Below are 25,568 nucleotides of genomic sequence, written 5' to 3'. Positions count from 1 at the left end.
TATCGCTGTTACTTTTTGGACTGACCGAGCACCTGCTCTAAAGTCAGTTGCTTTTTATAAAGCCGATTCCAAATCTCAATATATTGCTGTGCTTCAGCCTCTCTACCATTATATGCCAGCAGCTGTGCATATTTTTTCAGATTAAACGGGGTTGCTTTATTCTTCACCATTTTTCCGATCATCATTAACTCATGCTCAGACATCACTGTATCGGGTGATAGTGCAATCCAATTGAGACGCCACTCAAACTGAGTTAATAATAGAATTTCTGAACTACCCAAAATACGAGCAGTCGGTGGCTTTTTCGCAAAAGCCAAACGGCTATTATCTTGATAGAGCTTATAGTCCCGCCAAATAAGCAGAAGCACAATAAGACTCAACCCCCAGACACAGCGAATAATATTCTTATGTATTTCGATGCCTTTTAAATTCGGTGTTTGCGACTGAATCAGACCCAATAAGAAGCCCAATGGCAATAAGAAATAAGCATAACGTTGCGGAAACTCAAGCATGGCATGAATCAGAATCGCAACGACCATCAACATCGCAATAATCGAAACGGTCTCTTTGCTTCGTTGATTTAACCAAAACAACCACAGTCCAATATAACCAATGATCAAGAGTCCAAGTGGAATGCCATTCCAGACCAGTAAGTCCAACAAAATATTATGCGAGCTATTAAACCAAACCTGTACCGTATTGAACTGAAGACTCTCCACCACTGCCACACTGGTTTGATTCCATCCATAGCCCCACCATGGCTGTTCTGCGATCGCATGAAGGATTTGCATCCACATTCCTAAACGCTCATGTCCTCGGCTCGCCCGATCAACAATAGAGGCAGTCTTGGCCACTTCGGTAAGCTGTTCCACTGCGATCCATTGCGTCAACAGCGGTAAAAGGTAACCTGACATCAATACAAAAGTTGCACACCAGAAAATCAGTTTAGGAAAATTCAGACGCGGGCTATTTCTATATTGTTTATAGATCCAATAAATGAAAACAAAAATCAGTACCATCCACGACGTTCTAGACTGACTTAAACTAATCGCAAATAAAATTAAGAAACTCGATGGTATCAGCAACCATAAGGCTGCTTTTTGTTTTTCATACAGATAAAGCCCCCCAAACAATCCCACGATCAAAAAGGTCGCCATATTGTTTGGTTGCCCGAAATTGGCAAAAGGTCTATTGCCTCTCAATTGATTAATAAAGCTGAAATGAGACTCCAATTTCAACCATTGCATGATTGCCATTAAACTGGTGATTAGAGCCGTTGCAAGCACGAGATAACTAAACCCTTGCATCAACTGTTCACGGCGGTTTGGTTGCTGTAGCGACAGGTTAAAACCGAGCAAAATCATTAACCAAAACGTAAATAGGTAAAATGAACTCAGTAACGCAACACTCAGATCTCCAATTAAGCCGAAACTCCATTGTAATATTGGAATCACAACGATAGGCAGCATCCATAACTGCGCTTTAGGCACTTTTATATTTTTATTTAAGGCCAGCGTAAAGAGCGCAATACCCGCAGCAAAACCAGCGAGATCGCTCGAAAAAGTCACCCATGGGTAAGTATGGAATGGCGAGAGCCACGCAAAGCCAAGTAGAACACTGGCGAGAAGAAAACAGAGAGCTTGCATAAGGTTAAATAAAAATAAGGCTTCGCAGTAGTATATAACGAAGCCATTTACTGATCTCAATTCAGCATTAAAAACTACATTTTTTAATCAAGGAGAATGATCAAGTCTCCCCACATCGTTTGATCAATGAACTCAATAGGAGTGCCCTTTTCAATTATTTCCATGGACGTAAATCAACGATTTTTACTACTTCACTGGTTTCTTTATTGATAAGAACTGTCATATCGACTGCTGTGGCTTTGAGTGGCACGAAAGCATTGGCTTGTGGGTATTTGGCTAAAATTTTCTGTACAGCTTGTGGGTCGTTGAATTGTTTGAGGAGTTTCAGATCTTGAGAACGTTGTTGGATTTGTGTTTTTACCTCGATCAACGGTATATAACGTTCTGGTTTTTGTGCAATAGAAATACCAGAAAATAGTTCTTGGAACATTTCATCGTTACGAACGCTATTGTCTTTTGCAAAAGCAACGCCAACAAACTGAGGTTTAAACCATGATGACTTACGATACTGTGACAGCGCCTTCGCAATATTATCATTAATAATTTCATTATTTCTAACAACTTCAAAACGATCAACATTATAAGCCAGCCACACTGGTCTACCTTGACCGATACTGTAGATTCCGTAAAACAAAGCCGAGAGTTGAAGCAGAATAATAATACTTAAATCCATTTTTAAGGTTTTTTTTCCTTCTTTATAGACGATCCACCCCAATACAGGTCCTAAAATCACATCTATAATCAGTAACATCAGAAAAATATCAGTTACCCCAACGGCTTTAGAAAGTGACGCTGGATACCAAACAAAGAAAACAAGCCCTACGACGATTAAAGCAATAATTGCTGAAATAGATAAGTGACTTAGAAAAAATTTTAAGCGTTTTGACATTTTCAACCACATAAAAAATATAAGCGACTAAACACTTTTAATGATTCAACCCATGAAAAAATATAATTAAAGTAACACCTAACGACATTCTGACGGCGCATATTCTGCTGGCAATGTCCCTAAATCTGCAACCAAGCCTTTTGCCACTGCATTCGTAGAAGTTGTCGTTGCACATGCCCAATCAATACTACCTTCTGATGTTCCTGTCAGTTTTGCTTTATCTATATTCGGTGTTAAAACCAAAGTTTTTCCCAAAACATCACTTATAAGCCCCGCATTGGTATTATTAGTTAAAGTCAATGTAATCACACCATCATTAGAAACTTGAATGTTTGACACATATTGAGTTTGTTTACTAACGGCAGGAATTGTATTGTAATTCGCTGCAGTGCTAGCCACAGTTGCTACACCACCCACCAAATAAGCTTCACTAACCAATGTTTTAGTTGCACTTGCGATCACTAATGCCTCGCTTACTTTCGCTCGTGTCGCTTGATATTGATACGCTGGAATAGCGACTGCCGCTAAAACACCGATAATCGCTACAACGATCATTAACTCTATTAAAGTAAAACCCTGACTCTTTTTCATTGTGCTATTCCTTGAGCATATATATTACATATATCAAGAAACATGCCAAATATTAAATCAAATAAAATCAGTCAATTAGTTATTAACACAAAACAAGTTATGGCGAATTATGACATTTTTTGTAGTATTCAAACATAAAAAAGAGTGCATAAGCACTCTCTTTTCTACATGTCAATCAGAAATTAGCGACATTCTGATGGCGCAAATTTAGCAGGTAAAGTACCTGTTGCTGTACCAGCAATTGTAGCGTTTGTACGAGCTGTTGCTTGAGTAATCGTTGTTGTTCCACAAGCCCATTGCACTGAACCTTCAAGACCGTTTGTCAAAGCAGTAGGAGTACCAGCAGCTGAAATATAAGGAGCCATTACAATAGTCTTAGTTTGAGCATCTGATGGCAAACTAGTATCAGCTGTCGTTGTAAGGGTAATAATACCAGTAGTAGGAGCAGCTTCAATCATTTGTAAATATTTACTTACTGCAACAGTAGTTGAACCTTTAGAAACTGCAGTTGCAGCAGAATCTACACCAACCATACCATTAGTTTGAAAGCCTTCAGAAATGGCTGATTTAGCTGCAGCACCAGCAGTAATCACTTCCGAGATTTTCGCGCGCACTGTATAGTCTTGGTAAGCAGGAATAGCGACTGCCGCCAAAATACCGATGATCGCAACAACGATCATTAATTCAATTAAGGTAAAACCCTTTTGCATTGTGTTCATAACATTTCTCCAATGTATAAATTTTTTATAAGCTTTATTCAGCTACTTTGTATTCAGCATGTTTCATGCCAGCTCCTAGCTTAGCCAATTTTAACTTAAAAAAACAGAGACTTAAAACAATATTACGCCTGTTCACAATTGATGCAGTTTGGACATTTTACGAGGATAAATGACAAATAATGTCAGCTTTCTCTCATTACCCGTCTTGGATTTTAAAGTCAATTTTGATGATGCTCTTATTGTTTTAAAATTGAGCGAAGTAGGTCACATAAAAAAAATTGTAACTGACCTTACCACTCATCGCCAAATAACATCCGTTTATCACTAGGCGATATATCCCTTAATTAAACGACACAATCAAATATGAGCAAATCCCCCCAACATTGAATTTCTAACATTCTCCTTCATCAGCCAAAGGCGAAATATTTGGAACTGTACAAGCTCTATTAATTCAAAATAATCGGCTCATTAGGCAACTCATTGGTTTGTTCAGGAATCGGCTGATCATAATACATCGCCAACACATGACCGATTTCCTGAATACCTGCCAAAACACCTTGTTGATATTGCTGCTGTTTGAGTTTTTCGATGATCAACTGACAAATCTGCTGCCAAGTTTCAGTATCTGTTGCATTCTTTAAGCCCCGATCAATCACAATTTCAACTTTGCGCTCGCATAGATTTAGGTAAAGCAACACGCCACTATTCAACTCGGTATCCCATACCCCCAACTCAGCAAAGAGCTGTTGCGCACGTAAGCGCGTATCCTGATGATAAGCTTGTGAACAAGGGATATGCCCCTCTATCACCACCTGTATCTCACCAACATGTCCATGCTCAGCTTGCTGTACCGCCTGAGCTATTTCTAAACGATCTTGCTTACTAAAATAGCGATGTGTCGCAGAAATATATAAAAAATGCTTAAACCAACGTTTCAAGCTAGGTTGGACACGCTCATCCAGTTTAGGCTGGGTAATAATCTGTGTTGTATCTGTCTTAGTTACCATGAGCCTGATGCACCTCCGCCGCCAAAACCACCGCCACCACCACGATATCCACCACCACTTCCGCCCCCAAAACCACCACCGCCACGTCCGCCGCCTGATAAAAAGGCTTGGAAAATCAGTTGTGCCAGTGAGGTAATCAATAAAAAGAACACACCAATACCTAGCAACAAGCTCATCAATACGCCAGCCCCATTGACCAAACCAGCGACGGCTGCTGCAACCCCCGCAGTAGATGCACTTAAACGTTTACCCACAATCAATGAACCCACAACACCAGCAATCAAGATAAAAAGTGCCATTGAAAGACTATTTTCTTTGGCTTGTTGCTGATGAAGTGCTTGTTCATGACGCTCTTTTAATTCCTGTGCAGCTTGTTGTGCGACTTCTGGATCTAAATTGACGATTCGGGTAATCTCATCCAAACCAGCCGCAATACCTTGCGCATACTGACCTTGTTTAAATGCTGGCGTAATTTGATTGCGAATAATCCGACTCAGCACCACATCAGGTAAAACCCCTTCCAAACCATAGCCCGTCAGAATTTGAATGTTACGATCATTAACCGCAATCGCAATAAGTAAGCCATTATCGCGTTTAGCAGAACCCAGTTGCCATTTTTCACCTGTCCTTAAAGCAAAGTCAAAAATTGCTTCCTGCCCTGTAGTCGGCACAATAATTACACCAATTTGCGCCTTGCCCTGCTGATAGAGACTGAGAATTTTTTGGTTCAATTGCTGCGTTTCAGTAGCACTCAATATATTGGCTTGATCAATGACTGGCTGATTTAAAGTGGGTAAGCCGCGTATAGACTCCCCCTCAGCCATATCATCTGCAACCTTGGGTAGGTCTGGAGCAGTATCATTGCTACTGGCCGGTGCAGTGGATTGATTTTTTTGTTGCTCTTGGATAATTTTGCCGGCAATCAATACATCACTTTGATCTGTTGCCGTTGCTTGCTCCGCCCACACCGTATGTTGAAAACAAAGTGTTGTAAAAAGAAGGATGAAAACAGCATAAATTCGCTGCGTCCATACTTGCTTTGACGTTTTCATCATACAGTAACTCCCCACAATGCCAATTTAGTTAAAAGAAACAGTTGGCGCTTGCTCAGCAGAAGCTTCTGCCTTGAAGTTTTCTTTGGTTTTCATCCCGATCACTTTCGCTGTCATCACTTGCGGGAATTGACGTGCATAGGCATTGTAATCTTGAACAGTCGTAATATAACGATTACGCGCTACAGCGATACGGTTTTCCGTTCCTTCGAGCTGTGCTTGTAGATCACGGAAGTTTTCATTGGCTTTGAGATCAGGATAGTTTTCTGAAACAGCGATTAAACGTGACAATGCACTTGTAAGTTGACTTTGCGCTTGTTGGTATTTTTCAAACAAGGCTGGGTCTTCTAAGACTTCTTTATCAACTTTTAAACCTGCCACGTTAGAGCGTGCTTGAGTCACTTCCACCAAAACTTGTTCCTCGTGTTTGGCATAACCTTTCACTACATTGACTAGGTTTGGAACAAGATCAGCACGTCGTTGGTATTGGTTTTGTACTTCAGACCAAGATGCGATGACGGCTTCATCTTTGACTTGCAAGGTGTTATAACCACAACCTGTAAACAATAAACTGCTTGCCAATACGGTTGCTAGGGCGGTTTGTTTCATAGCTTTCATAAAGTTTATCCTCAAGTTTTTCTTTATATTTTTTCACGATAATTCATTGTAGTGTGATTTTTTGTGCGCTGTGTAAAGTTTATTAAAGTTGTTTTATTTCTCTTTAAATAAAAAAATGGCATTACATCAAGGTTTAGATGTAATGCCTCACTAAGCAAAGTGTTTAAATCTGCATGTCTAAAATTTTATTCTTATTTGTTGGTAAGGTTGTACCTGTTAACTATAAATCTTTGAAGCACTCTCTTCCTGAAAACTAATCATGCCATATTCATCTGCCATACGTATTTTCCAATCGTTTACCAGTCGCGTGTAATCATGTTTGGCTGGATGAAAATCAGCTTGATAATATGATAAATATTCAGGAATCAATTGAATCAGCATTTTGCTCAACAGGTATAGTCCAAATAAATTCCCACCAACTTTCGGTAAACTTTTCCACTTATCTTGCCAGATCAAACGTGTTGTTCCATAAAAAACCAAACTCGCAAAACCAGTGGTGACACTACGCATCAGCAAACGTCGAATTCGATCATCCCCATACACCTCTTCATAAACATCAAATGCCACTGAACGATGCTCGATTTCCTCAATTGCATGCCAAACCCATAGCTTCATTGCATCCTCATCCAAAGTGCTTAAAACCTCAGGATGTTTAAGAATATAGCCCCCTAACATTGCGGTGAAATGTTCAAAAGCACAGGTCAAAGCAAGTTGAAGTTTTGGATGCGCTTTTCTTAATGATTCATCCTGTTTGGCAATCCAAGTTTGAAAACGATCAAGATTATAATCATCACGCCGCCATGCATCATTAAACTCGGTATGCGCTTTGGAATGCATCGCTTCCTGCCCAATAAATGCAGCGATCTGCGCTTGTAATTGTGGATCTTGAACTTTGTCTCGAACATTGCGAACACTGTTGACAAAAAACTGTTCACCGATCGGGAACGTTGAGGAAAGTGCAGTCAAGAGATGCGACATCACAGGTGAATTCGCAAAATAATGTCGCTTAATTTTTTTAGGATTAAACTGCAAACGTCGTACGGTAATCCCTAATGCTTTGGGACGATTTAGATAATTCTTTTCTGTGGTAGTCTTTGCAAGAGCCATTTTGATTGCCTGCACCATTTCCATACTGACATTCAGTAATACGCTGGATATAACCCTAATGACAGGGCAAAAAAGCTTATTGAACTGGCAAAAAAGACCAAAAAGATAAAGTGAAAAAATAAAGCCTGCATATAGCAGGCTTTATAGGTGTCTTGTTTAAACAGTTCTGAATTACACGCCGAGGTAATCCAAGATACCTTCTGCGGCCTCACGACCTTCCCAGATTGCGGTCACAACAAGATCAGAACCACGCACCATATCACCACCCGCGAAAATCTTCGGGTTAGACGTTTGGAATTTGAACTCTTGCTGTTCAGCCGCAACCACACGGCCTGAACCATCTAGATTTACCTTTGCGCTACCAAACCAATCGGCTGGGCTTGGACGGAAACCAAAAGCAAGTAGTACCGCATCTGCTGGCAATACTTCTTCAGAACCCGGAATTGGTTCAGGGCTACGACGACCACGGCTATCAGGCTCACCTAACTGAGTCGTTACGAACTTAACGCCAGTCACTTGACCATTTTCGCCCACGATTTCAATCGGCTGACGATTGAATAGGAATTTCACACCCTCTTCGTAGGCATTTTTCACTTCACGAGCAGAACCCGGCATGTTGCTTTCATCACGACGATAAGCACAGGTCACGTCATGAGCACCTTGGCGTAGTGAGGTACGATTACAGTCCATCGCGGTATCACCACCACCAAGTACGATCACTTTTTTACCGTCTAGGTTGATGTATTCGCTTGGATCTTTTTCCCAACCTTGGCAACGATTCACGTTAGCGATCAAGAAATCTAGTGCATCATAAACGCCATCGAGATCTTCACCTGGAAAACCACCTTTCATATAGGTATAGGTGCCCATTCCCATGAATACAGCATCATATTCAGCTAATAACTGTTCAATAGTAACGTCTGTACCAATCTCAGTATTTAAACGGAATTCGATGCCCATCCCCGTAAAGATTTCACGGCGACGCTTCATAACATCTTTTTCCATTTTAAATTCTGGAATACCGAAGGTAAGAAGACCACCGATTTCAGGGCGTTTATCAAATACCACAGGTTTAACACCACCACGTGCAAGAATATCTGCACAGCCTAAGCCTGCTGGACCAGCACCAATAATCGCAACTTTTTTACCCGTTGGCTTAACTCCAGACATATCTGGACGCCAGCCTAAAGCAAATGCCGTATCGTTGATATATTTTTCAGCATTCCCAATGGTTACTGCACCAAAGCCATCATTTAGGGTACATGCACCTTCACACAGACGGTCTTGTGGACATACACGACCACAAACTTCAGGCAAGGTATTGGTTTGATGGCAAAGTTCAGCTGCTTGGAAAATTTGACCTTCTGCAATCAACTTCAACCAGTTTGGAATGTAGTTATGTACTGGACATTTCCATTCACAATAGGGATTACCACAACCTAAACAACGATGCGATTGGTTTGCAGCCACATCCGCAGTAAAAGGCTTATAAATTTCCACAAATTCTGCTTTGCGGACAGTAATATCTTTTTTCTCTGGATCTTGGCGTGCTACATCCAGAAATTGAAAGTCATTATTGAGGCGTTCTGCCATGTCTCTCTCCGTGGGTAGGCGCAGCGTTGTCTTTCACCTCTGCACCTGCCTATGTCTTTGCAGTCGTAGAATTATTGTGGATCAGCTTGTGTCTTTTTCAAAAGCGTTTGCAAATTAGCAGCTTTTGGTTTTACAAGCCAGAATTTACGACTATAGAAGTCGAACTCATTACGGATTTTATAGGCCCAAGCACTACCTGTCTCTTGAATATGTTCATCAAGAATACGAAGTAGGTTTTCTTTATGATCTTCCATCGCCTCAGTCGAAATACGATTCAAGTCAATGAGTTCATGGTTATAGTAGTCAACAAAGTCATTATCAAGGTCGAGTACATAAGCGAAACCACCTGTCATACCAGCACCAAAGTTATGACCCACTTTACCGAGTACAGTCACAACACCGCCAGTCATGTATTCACAACAATGGTCGCCTGCACCTTCAATTACCGCAAAAGCGCCTGAGTTACGAACTGCGAAACGCTCGCCCGCAGTACCCGCTGCAAAGAGCTTACCGCCAGTCGCACCATATAAACAGGTATTACCAATAATCGCAGTATTTTGAGTTTGGAAAGGTGAACCTTTCGGTGGGAAGATCGACACACAACCACCAGCCATACCTTTACCGACATAGTCGTTGGCATCACCTTCAAGTTTGATATGCAAACCACCCGCATTCCAGACACCCAATGACTGACCTGCCGTACCGACAAGATTCATCACCACTGGGCTACTTTCCATGCTCAAGTTGCCGTAACGACGAGCAATTTCACCCGAAATACGTGCGCCGATCGAGCGATCACAGTTCCCTACTCTGAAGTTAAATGAACCGCCAGTACCCGCCTCAATCGCTGGCAACATCTCTGCCACCATTTGTTCAGCCAATAAACCTTTATCAAAAGGTGCATTGCCTTGCACTTGGCAATATTGAGCCTTGCCTTCAGCTGAAGGGTGAGAGGTCAATAACGCACTCAAATCCAAATGCGCATGTTTTTCAGTTTCACCAGAAATCACTTCAAGCAAATCGACACGACCAATCAAGTCTTTCAGTGATGCAACACCCAACGCAGCCAACAATTCACGTGTTTCTTCAGCAATAAATCTGAAGAAGTTAATCAGCATTTGTGGCTCGCCAATGTAATGCTCTTCACGCAAATGATCTTGCTGAGTAGCAACACCAGTCGCACAGTTATTTAAATGGCAAATACGTAAGTATTTACAACCAAGGGCAATCATTGGAGTAGAACCAAAACCGAAGCTTTCGGCACCTAAGATTGCAGCTTTAATCACATCAAGACCTGTTTTCAAACCACCATCAGTTTGCACACGGACTTTACCACGCAGATCATTCACACGAAGGGCCTGATGCGCTTCACTTAAACCCAATTCCCATGGCGAACCCGCATGATGAATGGATGAAAGTGGCGATGCTGCGGTACCGCCGTCATAACCTGAAATGGTAATGAAGTCGGCATATGCTTTTGCTACACCCGCCGCAATCGTACCGACACCTGGTTCAGACACCAGTTTGACAGACACCATCGCTTGTGGATTGACTTGTTTCAAGTCAAAAATCAATTGCGATAAATCTTCGATCGAATAAATATCGTGATGCGGTGGAGGTGAAATCAAAGTCACACCAGGAACTGAGTAACGTAAACGTGCAATTAAGCCATTCACTTTACCACCTGGTAACTGACCACCCTCACCCGGTTTTGCACCTTGTGCCACTTTGATCTGCAACACTTCAGCAGAAGTTAAATAGGCTGGTGTAACACCGAAACGACCTGATGCAATTTGTTTGATTTTCGAGTTACGAATCGTGCCATAACGCGCAGGATCTTCACCGCCCTCACCTGAGTTTGAACGACCACCGATGGTATTCATTGCAATCGCAATTGCTTCATGTGCTTCTGGTGATAATGCACCTAAAGACATACCAGCAGAGTCGAAACGTGGAAGAATTTCTTCTATGCTTTCAACTTGATCTAATGCAATCGAATTGCTGGTTTTTAACTTGAATAAATCACGAATCGTAGCAATTGGACGATTATTAACTAACTCTGCATATTCTTTAAAGTCTTGGTACTGACCTGAACGAACTGCTTTGTGTAAGGTGTTAATTACATCTGGGTTAAATGCATGGTATTCCTTACCAAATACAAATTTGAGCAAACCACCTTGATCAATTGGCTTGCGATGTTGCCAAGCAGTGATCGCCAATTTTTTCTGGTCTTTCTCTAAATCTGCAAATGTCGCACCTTGAATACGGCTTGGTACGCCAAGGAAACATTGATCCACCACTTCTGAAGATAAACCAACTGCTTCAAACAATTGACCACCACGATAAGAAGCGACAGTAGAAATCCCCATCTTAGAAAGAACTTTCAGTAAACCTTTCTCGATTCCCTTACGGAAATTTGCTTGCGCGTAGATTGGGTCACCCAACAATTCACCCTTGGCGATCAAATCATTGATCACATCATAAGCTAAATATGGATAAATCGCGGTTGCGCCAAAACCAAGTAACACTGCAAATTGATGTGGATCACGTGCATAACCTGTTTCAACCAAGATATTCGCGTCAGTACGTAAACCGGTCTTGATTAAATGATGATGTACCGCACCTGTTGCCAATGCAGAGTTTGCAGGTAAGAAACCCTCACGGAAGTTTTTATCCGATAATACAATCAGCGTTTTACCGTCACGAACCGCTTGTGCAGCTTCTTCACAAATGCGCGTAATCGCTGCTTGCAAACCTTCAGTTTCAGCATAGTTCAGATCAATATCTACAACTGCGTAACCGTCACGTTCTTTTTCCACATCACGTAGCAATTGCATCTTCGCATTTGATAATACAGGACTAGCGATGATGATACGGTCAGCATGCTCAGGCCCTTGTTCAAACACATTCTGTTCACGACCAATACACGTTTCCAATGACATCACAATTGATTCACGTAATGGATCGATTGGTGGATTGGTCACTTGCGCAAACTGTTGGCGGAAATAATCAGAGACATGACGTACTTGACGTGACAATACCGCCATCGGGGTATCATCGCCCATAGAGCCGACAGCTTCTTGACCACTTTCAGCGATTGGGCGTAACAATTGATCGCGTTCCTCAAATGTCACCATGAACATTTTTTGAGCAGCTTTTAGTGCGTCACCAGTGAGGCCTTGATCAATAAGCTGTTCTTCAAGCTCAGGGTTTGCTTTCAAGCGAATAGAATGATCACGCAACCATTCACGGTATGGACGCATGTTTTTCAGGTGGTTGCTGACATCTTTAGTGTCAAGGACTTTACCTGTCAATGTATCGACAACGAGGATTTGACCTGGACCGACACGACCTTTCGACACAACATCTTCAGGTTGGTAATCCCATACGCCAATTTCAGACGCCAAGGTGATGTAATCATTTTTTGTGATCACCCAACGCGCTGGACGTAAACCATTACGATCCAGCATACAGATCGCATGGCGACCATCTTGAACCACTAAACCTGCTGGGCCATCCCATGCTTCCATATGTTTCGAGTTAAACTCATAGAAAGCACGCAAATCAGCATCTAAAGTTTCAACGTTTTGCCATGCTGGTGGTACAAGCATACGAAGTGCACGGAATAAATCCATGCCACCGCCCACCAAGATTTCTAGCATATTATCTAGGCTTGAAGAATCCGAACCTGTACGGTTCACAATCGGATTCAATTCAGTTAAACCTGGCAATAATGGATTTTCAAATTTTGGAGTACGTGCCAATGCCCAGTTACGATTCGCGGTAATCGTGTTGATCTCACCATTATGCGCAAGATAACGGAACGGTTGAGCCAATGGCCAACGCGGCAAAGTATTGGTCGAGAAACGCTGATGGAACACCACAATATGTGAAGTCAAACGCTCATCAGCTAAGTCTGTATAGAAGTCAGCAATTGCTGCTGGCATCATTAGACCTTTATAAGTAATCACCGTTGTTGCTAATGTGGTGACATAAAATAATGGATCATTTTGTAATTGTTGTTCTGCACGACGACGTGCTAAAAAAAGTTTACGGTTAAATTCAACCTCAGTTACACCCATTGGACAGTTCACAAGGATCTGTTCAAAAACAGGCAAAGACTGTAATGCAATTTCACCTAAAGCATCGTTATTCGTTGGCACAACACGCCATGTTGCAACCTTTAGACCTTCCGCTTCAATTTCTTTATTGAGAATATTCTTTGCGTTCTGAGCAAGCGCAGGATCAATATTTAAAAATACGGTACCCGCAGCAAAAATCTCTGTTAGGTTTACCCCGAGTTTCAGCGCTTCATCACGGAAAAATTGTTTCGGCATAGCCAATAATAGTCCGCACCCATCTCCTGTCTTACCATCAGCGGCAATACCACCACGGTGCGTCATGCAACTTAAACTGTGAATCGCGGTTTCAACTAAATGATGACTTGATTCACCTTTCATGTGGGCGATCAAACCGAAACCACAGTTATCCTTAAACTCATCAGGTTGATATAAACCTTGAGCGGGAGCTACAGTATTAGGCGATGGCATGTGCATAGCGTACCCTTCTTTAAACATGGCTCTTTCGAGCAACAAACAATCAATTCATTTTCTGCGATATTGCCGATTAACTCATATAAAGTTCAATGCTTCGCGAAAACATTTTTACTGGCGGATTTGCAATATACGCCTTTCTTTTCCAAGAATCAGCGCATTTACCATATAAAGTGTTTTCAGTTATTACACCTTAGAAAGGCTTTGTAAAGCAGAAAACTTTCCATTTCACTAAATTAATGAACCATTTAGCAAAGGAAAAGATGATGAACAGACAAAATAGCACCACAAAATAGCAAAAAGCATGCCAATTAAGCATAAATTTACTAAATCATTAAAAAAATTAAAATAACTTTAAATTATAGTGGTGGAGCGCAATCACAGAATGAGTAAAAATGCACCAAAAAGCAGCTCAATGCCACAAAAGTAAACACCAGAGCATCATATTGGTGCGTTACTAATTAAATGGATCGCTGATTTCTCTTCTTGAAGAGTCTGAATTTTCTTTTATTTTTTCAGCATTTGAAGGTGCTGGAGCCGTAGAATGATTTTGCTGAACATTGACCACATTTCCTTGTGCATCACGTTGAGTTACCGTCGTTTTCACAGTTGTAGATGCATTGGCTGCACCATTATTTACCGATGTTGTCGACGATGATTGACTTCCCATTAATAAAGACTCATCAACTCGAGGCAAAGCAGCAGGTTTCAACTGAATTGCATATAGTTGGTTGGTCGCCAATTTCATTTCATCAGCACCTAAATCGTTGACAAAATCCACATAAGTTGCGAGTCGTTGAGCTTTCGGTTGGATAGATTCAGGAAGTGTTAAATTCAATTGCGAAAATTGACGATTTGCGTCTTCTGCACTAGAGAACACACCATACGCCAAAACATATTGCTCGACTTGATCCTGACCGCTCAAACGAAAATAGATGAACTTTTTGCGATCTGCACGATTTAACAAAAAGTTTTTAATGATGGCCTCATTGGAACTACGAAAAATCTCCATCACCCACTGACGTTGATTTTCTTTGACGAATTTAGTGCCACGAAATTCTGGGGTATGTTCATTGGTTACAACAACTCGAGCAGTTAAATCCAAAGGGCGCACCGCGTCTGCAAGCGCACCCAAATGCGTTGTAGCTGCAACTTTTTCAGGCTGTATCTGCACGGGAACTTCAATTTTAGATGGTTGCTCAACTTCCACTAAGGCATCACTATCGGTAACACCCCAAAATATCAATGCGGCAATTAAACAAGCCAATGCAAAAACCAGCCAGCTATATTGTTGAATATTTTGCCAAATTGATCGTGACACAGCTATGCTTTCCCTTAGTGATTCATTATGCAGATTGATTTGCTAAAATAGCTTGCTTCATAAGCTCAACATCAAAATCTTTCGTAATTATGGCTTGCCCTAATTTTTCAAGCAAAACTAAGCGCAGCTGACCATTTAAGACTTTTTTGTCATGCGACATGTAAGCCAAAAATTCATCCAATGGAATTTTTGGACATGATATCGGTAAATGAGCACGTTGAATGATTTTTTTTGTACGCTGCAAATCCTCAGCTGAAATCCAACCAAGACGGTGCGACAAATCTGCCGCCATCACCATACCTGTCGCAACGGCTTCACCATGCAACCACACCCCATAACCCAAATAGGATTCAATGGCATGACCAAAGGTGTGACCTAAATTGAGCAATGCACGTTCGCCTTGTTCTTTTTCATCATTGGCAACAATTCTGGCTTTATGCGCACAAGAGCGATACACGGCTTCTGCTAGTAAATTTGCATCTCTAGCAACTAAAGCATCCATGTTTTGCTCTAACCACAATAAGAAATCCACATCGCCCAATAAAGCATATTTAATCACTTCAGCAAGACCTGCTGAAAGCTCCCGATCGGGTAAGCTATCAAGCTGTGCCATATCAGCTAGCACTACTTGTGGTTGCTGGAAAGCACCTAACATGTTCTTGCCCAAAGGATGATTGATGCCTGTTTTCCCACCAACACTTGAATCGACTTGTGACAATAAAGTGGTCGGCACCTGTACAAAATTCACCCCACGTTGAAAACACGCTGAAGCAAAACCTGCCATATCCCCTACGACACCACCACCCAATGCTAAAACCGTACAATCTCGGTTAAAACCTGCTTCTAATAAAGCATCAAAAATTAAATTTAAATGTTGAATATCTTTGTATTGCTCACCATCTAGCAATATGCATTGTGCAACTTGCTTATCGAGTTGGGTTAATGCGTCGGCATAATGCTGCAAATAAAGCGGCGCCACCGTGGTATTTGACACCAACATTACTTGCCGCCCATGTAGATAAGGTTCAAGCAATTGTTTTGGGTCCAAATGACTTCCAATAAAAATTGGATAGCGACGATCACCTAACTCAACGTATAACGTTTGCATAATTAAAACCAACTCGAGAATTACTTAATTTGTTTAGATAAAATAACCTGTAGAATCCGCTGCGCTAAATCCCGTGCTGCGCCTTGATTTGTCTCGATTATATAGTCTGCAACCTCACGATACAAAGGATCACGCAAGGCCAATAAATCTCGCAGTTTTTGTTCGGGATTGTCTACTTGTAGTAATGGACGATTTTTATCGCGATAGGTACGCTGTAGTTGAAGTTCTACAGGAGTATATAAATAAACAACAATGCCGCGTTGCTTTAAAAATTCTCGATTGCTCGGTTGTGTGACCACACCGCCACCTGTCGCTAACACAAGTGCAGAACGGGCAGTGAGATCGTTCAACACATTGGTTTCACGCAAACGAAATCCCACTTCACCTTCTTTTTCGAATATCCATGGAATAGTAGCTCCTGTCTTACGCTCAATCTCATGATCACTATCAATAAAATCACGCCCTAACAGCTCTGCTAAATGTCGACCAACCGTTGTTTTTCCTGCCCCCATTGGCCCTACCAAATAAATATTTGGTAGGGTTTCAAACGCTTTGCTTGGCAATGCGCCACCTATATTAATTGCAATTATTGAAAATATATTAATGATTTCTCGTCAAAGTGTCATTAACAATTCTCGGCGTCACAAAAATAAGCAGTTCACGTTTATTGTCGGTTTTCAAATCACGACGGAAAAGACGACCAACGTAAGGTAAATCACCGAGGAACGGAACTTTAATTTGTGAACTAATGTTCTCTTGTTCAAAAATCCCACCAAGAACAACAGTTTCGCCGTTATCAACCAAGACATTGGTATCAATCGAGTTCTTACTAATGGTCAATTGACCCGTTGGTGTTGGATTACTTGGCGCATCTTTAGTGATATTGAGCTTCATCATGACTTTACCTTCTGGGGTAATACTTGGTGTCACATCTAAGCTCAATGTCGCATCAATAAACTCTGTTTTAGGTACAGCATTGGCCCCCGCACCTGTCGAAGATGAATAAGGAATTTTTGTTCCTGATTCAATTTTTGCAGGTTGCTTGTCTGCAGTCATGACTTTTGGTGTCGAAATCACCTCACCATAACCGTCTGCTTGAACGGCTGAAAGTTCTAGATCCAGCATAAAGTCAGACAAACTAATCAAACCAAAAGCGATACGACTCGCACCAGCGGTAGTGGCACCTAAATCGACGTTTAGATTGTCTGGACGTTCAATCTCATATTTCCAGCCACCGGTATCACTGTCTTTTTCAGGTTTTCTGAGGTTCCAAAGCGTGGTATCACTACCGCCCACCAACAAATCATTATTCTTAGTAACACCTTGAGACAAGATTCCCCACTTTACCCCCATCTCTCGAGTAAAGTCTGTACTCGCTCTGACGATACGCGCTTCGATCATGACTTGTTTGACTGACACATCTAACAAATCAACCATCTTACGAATTTTGTCAATATTGAGTGCCGTATCGTTGACGATCAAAGTATTGGTACGCACATCCGCCACGGCGCTGCCACGAGAGCTGAGTAAACTTTCCAAAGCCAAAGAGTCAGAGTTCGCCGTACGGTTTGAGACTCCACCCTTACCATCACGAGACTCTTCAATTAACTTTAAAATATCTGCAGCTTTGGCATAACTGAGTTTAATGTATTCGGATTGAATCGGTGCAAGCTTCACACTCTGTGCAATGGCTTTTGCTTCTTCTTCTTCAGCTTTGATTAGTTCTGTGACAGGTGCAATCCAAATCACATTTCCATTACGGCGTTTATCTAAATTTTTGGTTTTCAACACGATATCAAGTGCTTGATCCCAAGGAACATCCTTCAAACGCAGAGTAATATTGCCCTGTACTGTATCTGCAGCAACCATATTAATATTGGTGAAATCAGCCAACAACTGTAGTACACGACGCACTTCAATATCTTGGAAATCTAAAGAAATCTTATTGCCGGTATAAGTTTGTGATTTTGCTTTTAGTGGTGACTTATCTTCAGGACGTTTTAGGCTAATCGTGAGTTTATTTTCTGCTTGATAAGCCATATATTCATAGCTACCCGCAGATTGAATGGTGATCACACCATTGCCTTTATCGTTATATGCATCAATACTGGCGACAGGTGTGGCAAAATCATTGGTATTTAAGCGACGTGCGAGATGCGTTGGAATCTTATTCCCCATCGTTCGCACCACGATTTTACTGCCCTGTTGTTGTACATCTACTGGCGTATTACTGCCCAACAAATCAATTACAACCAAGCCTTCACCTTGTTTTCCACGCTGAAAGCCTATATTTGAAACGCCTTGTTGTGCTTGACGAGCCGCAACTGGTGCTGTCATTGCAGCTGCTGGATGTGCCGAATTAATTTTTAAAACAAAGGTATTACCTTCAACGCGTGTTGTAAACGCCCCTGCATCTTTCAAATTGACGATCACACGAGAGCGCTGATCATCTGCAGCAACTTCGACTGAACTGGCTTCTTTGGTCGATACAGGAATCGATGTCTGTTTCAAAGACTGTTGTGCTTTATCAAAATCTAAAATCAGACGTGAAGGTTGCTCGAGTTGGTAAGCCTGCGGTTGTGGTGGCAAACCATTAAACATGACACGGATTTCAGTTCCTTGATCAGCTAAGCTCATTGGCACAATATTGGTCATACTAACTTGTGCTGATGCAACCTGCATCACAGCTATAGCGACAGCACCCATAGAAAATTGACGGAATGCATGATTCATGGTCTTCGCTTCCCCAAATAAAGAATCTTTAAACTGTTTTTTCATTGTTATTCCCTTAATCTTACGGCGCTGGTCCAATTAAAACGAGTGTTCTCGGTCTTTCAACATAACCTTCTCGTCCATCAGGTACAATTTCAACCAAGTCGATCTGAGTCGGGCTAATTTTAATAATGCGCCCTTGATTCATCCCCAAATAACTGCCTACTTGTACACGCTCAATCTGCCCATCCGGGGTCTGAATTAAAGCAATGGTCTGATTTACTCGACCACGCATGCTCCCTTTCATATTCAGGGATTCCAACGCATAGCTTTCTAAAGGCTGAGGTTGACGATTGAAGTTTGGATAAACACGTTTGCCCGCCATAATTTTCAATTCAGCTGCCAAAGAACTCGGCATAAAAGGACTCTTTAGCTGATGCGCCGAATAATTAAATAAAGGCACTGGGGTAAATACAGGTGCAGGCTCAATAGGTAAAGGTGGTTGATTACGAATTTCTGCCATTTTTTGACTCACCGCATCAATACGAGAATCACACCCCACTAGCCCAAAACCGATAAACAAACCCAGTATTAACTTATAATGGTTCATTAGTGCTGTCCTCCTTGAGCAGATGGAGCTGTCGCATCAATAGCGGCCTGATCATCAACACCAACATAACGATACGTTTTTGCTTTCACCGCATAGCTAACCACAGGAATGTCAGATTTTTTCTGGGTATCTTCTTTTGCTTCCACCGTAAAATCATGCAAAGTCACAATCCGTGGTAACGCTGCAATACCTGTCGCAAACGCACCGAAAGCATGATAATCCCCTGATGCTTCCATGCTGATAGGTTGCTCAATAAAGAACTCTTGTTTAATTTCTTTTTCTAAGCGGATATTTTTAAACTTCAAGCCAGAATTTACGCCTGTTAAGTTTATATCCTCAACTAAACTTGGAATTTCTGTTTCTTTCGGCAACTGCTCTAGTTGCTGATTAAAATTCGCTTCCATTTCTTGTAATTGCGTTTGGTACTGCTGCAAATTACGCAACTTAGATTCTTTTTCTTTAAACTCATTCAACAAGCTTTGTTCTCGTGCTTGTGCATTGGCAATCGTTTCCAATTGCTTTTGAACCACCACAAAATAGCCTAGCGCAGCGACAGCTAAAAGAATAAAAATCCAACAAGTCACCTTGACAGAGAGAGGCCAGCTGCCATAGTTATTCATATCCAATGTATTAAATTGTTGGAAGAATTGCTCTACTGTCATTTTTTTCTTCTTTACAGCAACACCATCTTGATTGAGTTCATTTAGTTCATCTTGACTCATTGTGTCACCCCCACTGTCCCTGTTGCTGTCTCTGAAGCTGGGTCGGCTACAACGGTGGTACCGATTTCACCCAAATCTACAGTAACGACAAAACTTCCATAATTCTCTTCTACGCGAGGAACCAAAGAGCTTGCTGTTTTATCTTTTTTCTCTTCTGCTGCCAAAAATGAATTCATAAAGGCATTACGGTACCAAGGGGATGCTTCTAAATTACGTAGTAATTCCGCCACTGTATTTGGACTTTCTGCCTTGCCTTCAATACTGAATTTATCGCCAGTTCGCGTAAATTTAGTGATGTACATGGTTGGTGGTGTCACACGGACTAACTCATCAACTAACCTTACAATCACTGGGCGTTGTCCTTGCAAACCCTGAATCAACTTCATTCGCTCAATAATGGCATTACGGCGTTCTTGCAAACCCTCTAAAGACTTGAGCTGTACATCCAAACTTTGATTGGTACTGACAATAAACTGATTGGCTTGCTCTTGATCATTCAATTTGTGATCAAAATACATCCAAGCTGTAAATACAGATGCAATTCCTAATGCAGCCACCCCAACACAAAATGCGACAAATTGTTTCTTTCTTTGTTCTCTTAGCTCATCGCGCCAAGGGAGTAAGTTAATCTTTGCCATTAATCAAAACTCCTCAATGCCAAACCACATGCAACCATCAATGAGGAAGCATCATTTTCAATTTTTTTAATATCGATTTGTGGAGAAAAACCCATTTGTAGAAATGGATTGGCAATCGTTACTCGGTAACCCAATTTTTGTTGTAATAACTTTGCTAAGCCTGGAATATTGGCATTCCCTCCAGCCAGCAAAATATGATCAATCTCGTTGAATTGAGAAGATGAAAAAAAGAATTGTAGTGAACGCGCTGCTTGTTGCACCACGGCATCTAAGAACGGCTCAAGTACCTCGATGTCATAATCGTCTGGCAGCGTTCTTTCTTTTTTGGCACGACCTGCTTCTTCAAATGACAAACCATAGCGACTTTGAACATCTTGGGTCAGCTGTCGCCCCCCAAAGACTTGTTCACGTGTATAAATGATTTTGCCCTTTTGCATCACTGATAGCGTGGTCATGGTATGCCCGATATCTAAGATGCCAACGGTGTTTGCCCCCATCGGCAGTGTATCCGAAAACACACTAAAAGCACGCTCCATCGCATAGCTTTCAACATCAGCTGTTTTGGCATTTAATCCGGCAAGCTCTAGCACTTCTACACGCGTATCAACATTCTCAGTACGTGTAGCAACGAGAAGGACATTTACCCGATTCGGATTGGCTAATCGATCAGGTAAAACTTCAAAATCAAGACTCACTTCATCTAATGGGAACGGAATATATTGCTCAGCATCCATACGAATTTGAACTTCTCGCTCTTCATCCGTCATATCCGCATCCATCTCTATGATTTTGTTAATTACCATAGAAGTAGGTACCGCAATTGCCACATTGCTGGTATGTGGATTGGCGAGGTTCACCACTCTCTCAAGTGCATCACCGACCGCCTCTGGGTTCAAAATGCTTTTTTCCACCACGCTATTTTCAGGCAATGGCATCACGGCATAACTTTCAACCCAATATCTACCGTTCTTTACAGAAAGTTCCAATAATTTAACAGTTGTCGAACTAATATCGACACCCACTAACCCCTTATTTGGTTTACGATATAACCTGAGCACAGTATTTTCCTATTTATTTTTTTATCCCCAAAAATACAACACACTAATTTGTTTTGGTCTTTAATTAATACGGATACAATAACCCATCTAACAATCCGTATGTCTAAAGGATATACTGACCACAATTAGTTTGTCATTCGCTCTTATTAAAACTTACTTATTATGAAAAAGCTATCCAGTTCTGGTATTGTTCGCCCATTTTTTTTGATCATTATTATTATCTTAGTCTCACTTCCAATGGGATTTTATGGCATGTATCTCTATCTCGCGCCATCACTGCCAGATATGAGTTCATTAAAAAAGGCGCCACTGTTAAAACCATTGCAGGTATATACAGCAGATAATAAGCTGATTGCAGAATATGGCGGAAAACTTTCCATTCCTGTCGAATATGAGCAAATTCCGCCCACGTTTATTCATGCTTTTTTGGCCGCTGAAGATTCTTCTTTTTTTGAGCATAGCGGCATTAGTTTTAAAGGTTTGGGGCGAGCGATAACCGAATCTGTAACTGGCTCTGATGTCCAAACTGGGGGCTCAACCATTACCATGCAGGTAGCAAAAAATTATTATTTAAGTCCTGAGCGAACATTAAGACGCAAACTCACTGAAGTCTTTCTTGCACGAAAAATTGAACAGAGCCTCACCAAACAAGAAATTTTGAGTTCTTATGTCAATAAGATCTTCTTGGGTAAAAACTCCTATGGTATCGCTGCTGCTGCACGAATCTATTACAACAAAAATATCGATGAACTCAGCATTGCACAAATGGCGATGATTGCAGGCCTGCCTAAAGCACCTTCTAAATATAATCCTGTCGCCAACCCTCAACGTGCACTTGAACGCCGTAATTGGATTTTAGGGCGCATGCTTCAGCTCGGCTATATCAATCAAGCCCAATATCAAAAAGCGGTCGCAGAACCGATCAATCTAAATATGGTGGACCGCTCCGTCAGCAATGTGTTCCCATACGTAGGTGAAATGGTACGTTCAGAATTGGTTAAACAGTTTGGTGATCAAGCGATTGATTCAGGCTACAAGGTGTACACCACCATTGATAGCAATCGTCAACGTTATGCTGAGCAAGCTCTTCAAGATGGTTTAGAAGCTTATGACCGTCGTCATGGTTGGCGTGGCCCTGAAGCGCATGATCAACCTCTCAATCAATTCATGGCTTATGCCAATACTTATCCAGCTCAAGTGGTAAAAGTAAATAACAATTCCTTTGATGCGCGCATGCAAGATGGTTCAACTGTGACTGTCAATTGGTCAGGTATGTCATGGATTCGCCCTTATCGCAATGCCAATAGTGTCGGCGGAGCACCCTCCAATGCATCACAAATTGTCAAAGTAAAAGATATTATCCGCTTACGCCCCAATAAAGAAAAAACTGTTTGGTCTTTAGTTCAAGTCCCTAAAGTACAAGGGCAGCTCATTGCCATAAATCCAAATGATGGCGCAATCGAAGCTGTTGTCGGTGGTTATAATTTCTATCAATCGAAGTTTAACCGTGCGACTCAAGGATGGAGACAACCGGGTTCAACTATTAAGCCTTTTGTCTATGCATTGGCTTTAGAGCGCGGCATGACGCCTTATAGTATGGTCAATGACAACCCGATTACTATTGGGAAATGGTCGCCTAGAAACTCAGACGGCCGTTATCTGGGTATGATTCCTTTACGTCGTGCTTTATATTTATCCAGAAATACCGTATCGGTACGATTACTACAAAATGTAGGTATCGAGCGTACGCGCCAACTCTTTATGGATTTTGGTTTGCAGGATGACCAAATTCCTCGCAACTACACCATTGCATTAGGAACACCACAGGTCTTGCCTGTACAGATGGCAACTGGCTATGCAACCTTCGCGAATGGCGGTTATCGTATCCAGCCACATTTTATTAAACGGATTGAAGATGCCTCAGGCAAGGTCATTTATAGTGCCAAGCCTGAATATGCATGTATTCCTTGTATTGGCGATGCAAAAGCACCGGCTCCGCAACAAGAAGCAGATGCTCCTGAAGTAACAGAAATCACCAATCAAAGCTTAGAGAACGCAAGCGCCGCATCGGAAACTCAATTAACTGCCAATAATTCTGAACAAACTATCAAGACCAATAGCGATTATCGTCAAGCACAACGAATTTTAAAATCAAGCTCTGCCTATGATATGGCCAACATTTTACGTGATGTCATCCAACATGGTACAGGTCGTGCTGCACTTAAAATCGGTCGTGATGACTTAGGTGGAAAAACAGGAACCACCAATGATGCCAAAGATGCTTGGTTCGCGGGCTTTAATGGCAAATTAGTAACAGTAACTTGGGTCGGCTTCGATCAGCCTCGCACCCTAGGTCGTAGAGAATATGGTGGCGTTGCTGCACTGCCAATTTGGACCAACTTTATGGCCAATGCTTTAAAAGATACGCCTTCTGCATGGGTTCGTTTGGATAAAGATGCGAAAGATCCTATTTCTCATGATCAATTACAGGTCCAGCAAAGCGAAGATCGTAAAGAATATCGTGCTTCTCCACCACTCGCACGTCCACTTTACCGTCCTGCACCTGCAGCACCTACACGCTCAGCGCAAAGTGATTTTTCAGACTTATCTGGGACTAATGGAGAACACACCATCACACCAGAGAGAAAACAACCACCGGCGATGGGTTCAAACCCTCAAAACTCAAACACCCAAAGAGAGCGAGATGGAATTGAAAATTTAATTAATCAAATCCAATAGTCGTTCGTCAACGCCCAAACAGCCATCAATTTGATGGCTGTTTGTTTTTCTGAAATAGATAAATCTGAAAGGCGGCACTGACGGTAAACTGCTGTTGCTGCTCAAGTGCTTTCCGTCGCTCCGGATTGGCTTTATACGCATATGGCGTCATCGCAATTAAGTTGCTGAGCGCGAGCTGATCTAACTGCATTGTGGTTTCAACAATTCGTTGCTGTTTCAGCTCAAATTGAGATTCAAGCTGTTCAATAAACTTCTGTGGTTCATGCAAATTGACCTGCTCGAACAACGCTTCACGCAATGCGAATAGATGCTTAGGTGCAGGTGTCACCACAATCAAATAACCTTGATCACTCAACACTCGTACGATTTCATTTTGTGGAATTGGGCTAAATAAACTACTACACACATCAATCGAATGATTTCGTACAGGCAAAGTTGCCCCAGTCCCCACCACCCAAGTCACGTCAGAATTTAATTTTGCCGCACGTTGTACTGCTGTTTTGGCAATATCCACACCGATACAGTATTCAGTATGACGCTGCATAGCACTGGTGTAGTAGCCTTCGCCACAGCCAATATCCAAAATCGTTTTTGGTTTTAACTGTTGCAGCAACTCAACCACAGCTTGTTGTAAGGGCTGATAAAAACCTGCTTGCAAAAACTCTCGGCGTGCCAACACGGACTCTGCCGTATCCCCTGGCGTTTTACTATGCTTATGCTGCACCACATGCAGATTTACATAACCTTGTTTCGCCACATCATAATGATGTCCGTTATCACATCGCCATGCATTTTCAACCAAATTTAATGATTGGCGACAAACAGGACACATCAACAAATTCATCTATTTTTCTCCAAGCATAAAAAAAGCTGGTATTCACCAGC

The 25,568-nt window shown here is 41.7% G+C and carries 20 protein-coding genes; 1 reads left to right on the top strand and 19 read right to left on the bottom strand.

What is annotated here, in order from left to right:
- Positions 1-8: 8 nt before the first annotated feature.
- From EXE30_RS01320 to EXE30_RS01235, 18 genes are all read right to left on the bottom strand, one after another.
- The gene (locus tag EXE30_RS01320; RefSeq protein ID WP_130160862.1) at positions 9-1,646 is read right to left on the bottom strand and encodes a PglL family O-oligosaccharyltransferase; all 1,638 of its coding nucleotides are present in this window, start codon (positions 1,644-1,646) and stop codon (positions 9-11) included.
- 154 nt (positions 1,647-1,800) lie between these two features.
- The gene (gene tfpZ, locus EXE30_RS01315; RefSeq protein ID WP_130160861.1) at positions 1,801-2,535 is read right to left on the bottom strand and encodes a TfpX/TfpZ family type IV pilin accessory protein; all 735 of its coding nucleotides are present in this window, start codon (positions 2,533-2,535) and stop codon (positions 1,801-1,803) included.
- 78 nt (positions 2,536-2,613) lie between these two features.
- A complete protein-coding gene (locus tag EXE30_RS01310) occupies positions 2,614-3,126 on the bottom strand; it encodes a pilin (RefSeq protein ID WP_130160860.1) in 513 nt (170 codons plus the stop codon).
- A gap of 182 nt (positions 3,127-3,308) precedes the next feature.
- On the bottom strand, positions 3,309-3,845 hold the full coding sequence (locus EXE30_RS01305; RefSeq protein ID WP_130160859.1) for a pilin: 537 nt from the start codon (positions 3,843-3,845) through the stop codon (positions 3,309-3,311).
- 446 nt (positions 3,846-4,291) lie between these two features.
- Complete coding sequence (locus EXE30_RS01300) at positions 4,292-4,852, bottom strand: TPM domain-containing protein (RefSeq protein ID WP_130160858.1); 561 nt, start codon at positions 4,850-4,852, stop codon at positions 4,292-4,294.
- Positions 4,846-5,907: a TPM domain-containing protein gene (locus tag EXE30_RS01295; protein WP_130160857.1), complete on the bottom strand. Its 1,062-nt coding sequence runs from the start codon at positions 5,905-5,907 to the stop codon at positions 4,846-4,848. Before EXE30_RS01295 ends, EXE30_RS01300 begins: the two co-directional genes overlap by 7 nt.
- A 24-nt stretch (positions 5,908-5,931) precedes the next feature.
- On the bottom strand, positions 5,932-6,522 hold the full coding sequence (locus EXE30_RS01290) for a LemA family protein (RefSeq protein WP_005193857.1): 591 nt from the start codon (positions 6,520-6,522) through the stop codon (positions 5,932-5,934).
- A 216-nt stretch (positions 6,523-6,738) separates the two neighbouring features.
- Positions 6,739-7,629, bottom strand: coding sequence for a metal-dependent hydrolase (locus tag EXE30_RS01285; protein WP_130160856.1), 891 nt, complete (start codon positions 7,627-7,629; stop codon positions 6,739-6,741).
- Positions 7,630-7,800: 171 nt separating this feature from the next.
- Complete coding sequence (locus EXE30_RS01280; RefSeq protein ID WP_121928929.1) at positions 7,801-9,222, bottom strand: FAD-dependent oxidoreductase; 1,422 nt, start codon at positions 9,220-9,222, stop codon at positions 7,801-7,803.
- 71 nt (positions 9,223-9,293) lie between these two features.
- On the bottom strand, positions 9,294-13,772 hold the full coding sequence (gene gltB / locus EXE30_RS01275) for a glutamate synthase large subunit (protein WP_171457306.1): 4,479 nt from the start codon (positions 13,770-13,772) through the stop codon (positions 9,294-9,296).
- 460 nt (positions 13,773-14,232) lie between these two features.
- The gene (locus EXE30_RS01270) at positions 14,233-15,102 is read right to left on the bottom strand and encodes a hypothetical protein (RefSeq protein ID WP_165382350.1); all 870 of its coding nucleotides are present in this window, start codon (positions 15,100-15,102) and stop codon (positions 14,233-14,235) included.
- Positions 15,103-15,121: 19 nt separating this feature from the next.
- Positions 15,122-16,204: a 3-dehydroquinate synthase gene (gene aroB, locus EXE30_RS01265; protein WP_130160853.1), complete on the bottom strand. Its 1,083-nt coding sequence runs from the start codon at positions 16,202-16,204 to the stop codon at positions 15,122-15,124.
- A gap of 20 nt (positions 16,205-16,224) precedes the next feature.
- A complete protein-coding gene (gene aroK / locus EXE30_RS01260; RefSeq protein ID WP_130160852.1) occupies positions 16,225-16,794 on the bottom strand; it encodes a shikimate kinase AroK in 570 nt (189 codons plus the stop codon).
- Between the two features lie 10 nt (positions 16,795-16,804).
- Positions 16,805-18,937 carry a type IV pilus secretin PilQ gene (gene pilQ, locus EXE30_RS01255; RefSeq protein WP_407641619.1) on the bottom strand — a complete coding sequence of 711 codons (2,133 nt, stop codon included), beginning with the start codon at positions 18,935-18,937 and terminating at the stop codon, positions 16,805-16,807.
- Between the two features lie 61 nt (positions 18,938-18,998).
- Positions 18,999-19,526, bottom strand: coding sequence for a pilus assembly protein PilP (locus EXE30_RS01250; RefSeq protein ID WP_130160850.1), 528 nt, complete (start codon positions 19,524-19,526; stop codon positions 18,999-19,001).
- On the bottom strand, positions 19,526-20,248 hold the full coding sequence (locus EXE30_RS01245; RefSeq protein ID WP_130160849.1) for a type IV pilus inner membrane component PilO: 723 nt from the start codon (positions 20,246-20,248) through the stop codon (positions 19,526-19,528). Before EXE30_RS01245 ends, EXE30_RS01250 begins: the two co-directional genes overlap by 1 nt.
- Positions 20,245-20,886: a PilN domain-containing protein gene (locus EXE30_RS01240; RefSeq protein ID WP_130160848.1), complete on the bottom strand. Its 642-nt coding sequence runs from the start codon at positions 20,884-20,886 to the stop codon at positions 20,245-20,247. Before EXE30_RS01240 ends, EXE30_RS01245 begins: the two co-directional genes overlap by 4 nt.
- The gene (locus tag EXE30_RS01235; protein ID WP_121928936.1) at positions 20,886-21,944 is read right to left on the bottom strand and encodes a pilus assembly protein PilM; all 1,059 of its coding nucleotides are present in this window, start codon (positions 21,942-21,944) and stop codon (positions 20,886-20,888) included. Before EXE30_RS01235 ends, EXE30_RS01240 begins: the two co-directional genes overlap by 1 nt.
- Before the next feature lie 162 nt (positions 21,945-22,106).
- Between EXE30_RS01235 and ponA the strand changes: the two genes are divergently transcribed.
- Positions 22,107-24,683, top strand: coding sequence for a penicillin-binding protein PBP1a (gene ponA, locus EXE30_RS01230; protein WP_130160847.1), 2,577 nt, complete (start codon positions 22,107-22,109; stop codon positions 24,681-24,683).
- Between the two features lie 25 nt (positions 24,684-24,708).
- Here the strand turns inward: ponA and EXE30_RS01225 are convergent, their stop codons facing one another.
- Entirely contained in the window at positions 24,709-25,527 is an 819-nt protein-coding gene (locus EXE30_RS01225; RefSeq protein WP_130160846.1) for a putative RNA methyltransferase, read from the bottom strand.
- Positions 25,528-25,568 lie beyond the last annotated feature (41 nt).

The organism is Acinetobacter halotolerans, from assembly GCF_004208515.1.
Classification (GTDB): Bacteria; Pseudomonadota; Gammaproteobacteria; order Pseudomonadales; family Moraxellaceae; genus Acinetobacter; species Acinetobacter halotolerans.
Note: the sequence above shows the minus strand (reverse complement) of the source record. Positions and strands in the feature narration are given on the sequence as shown.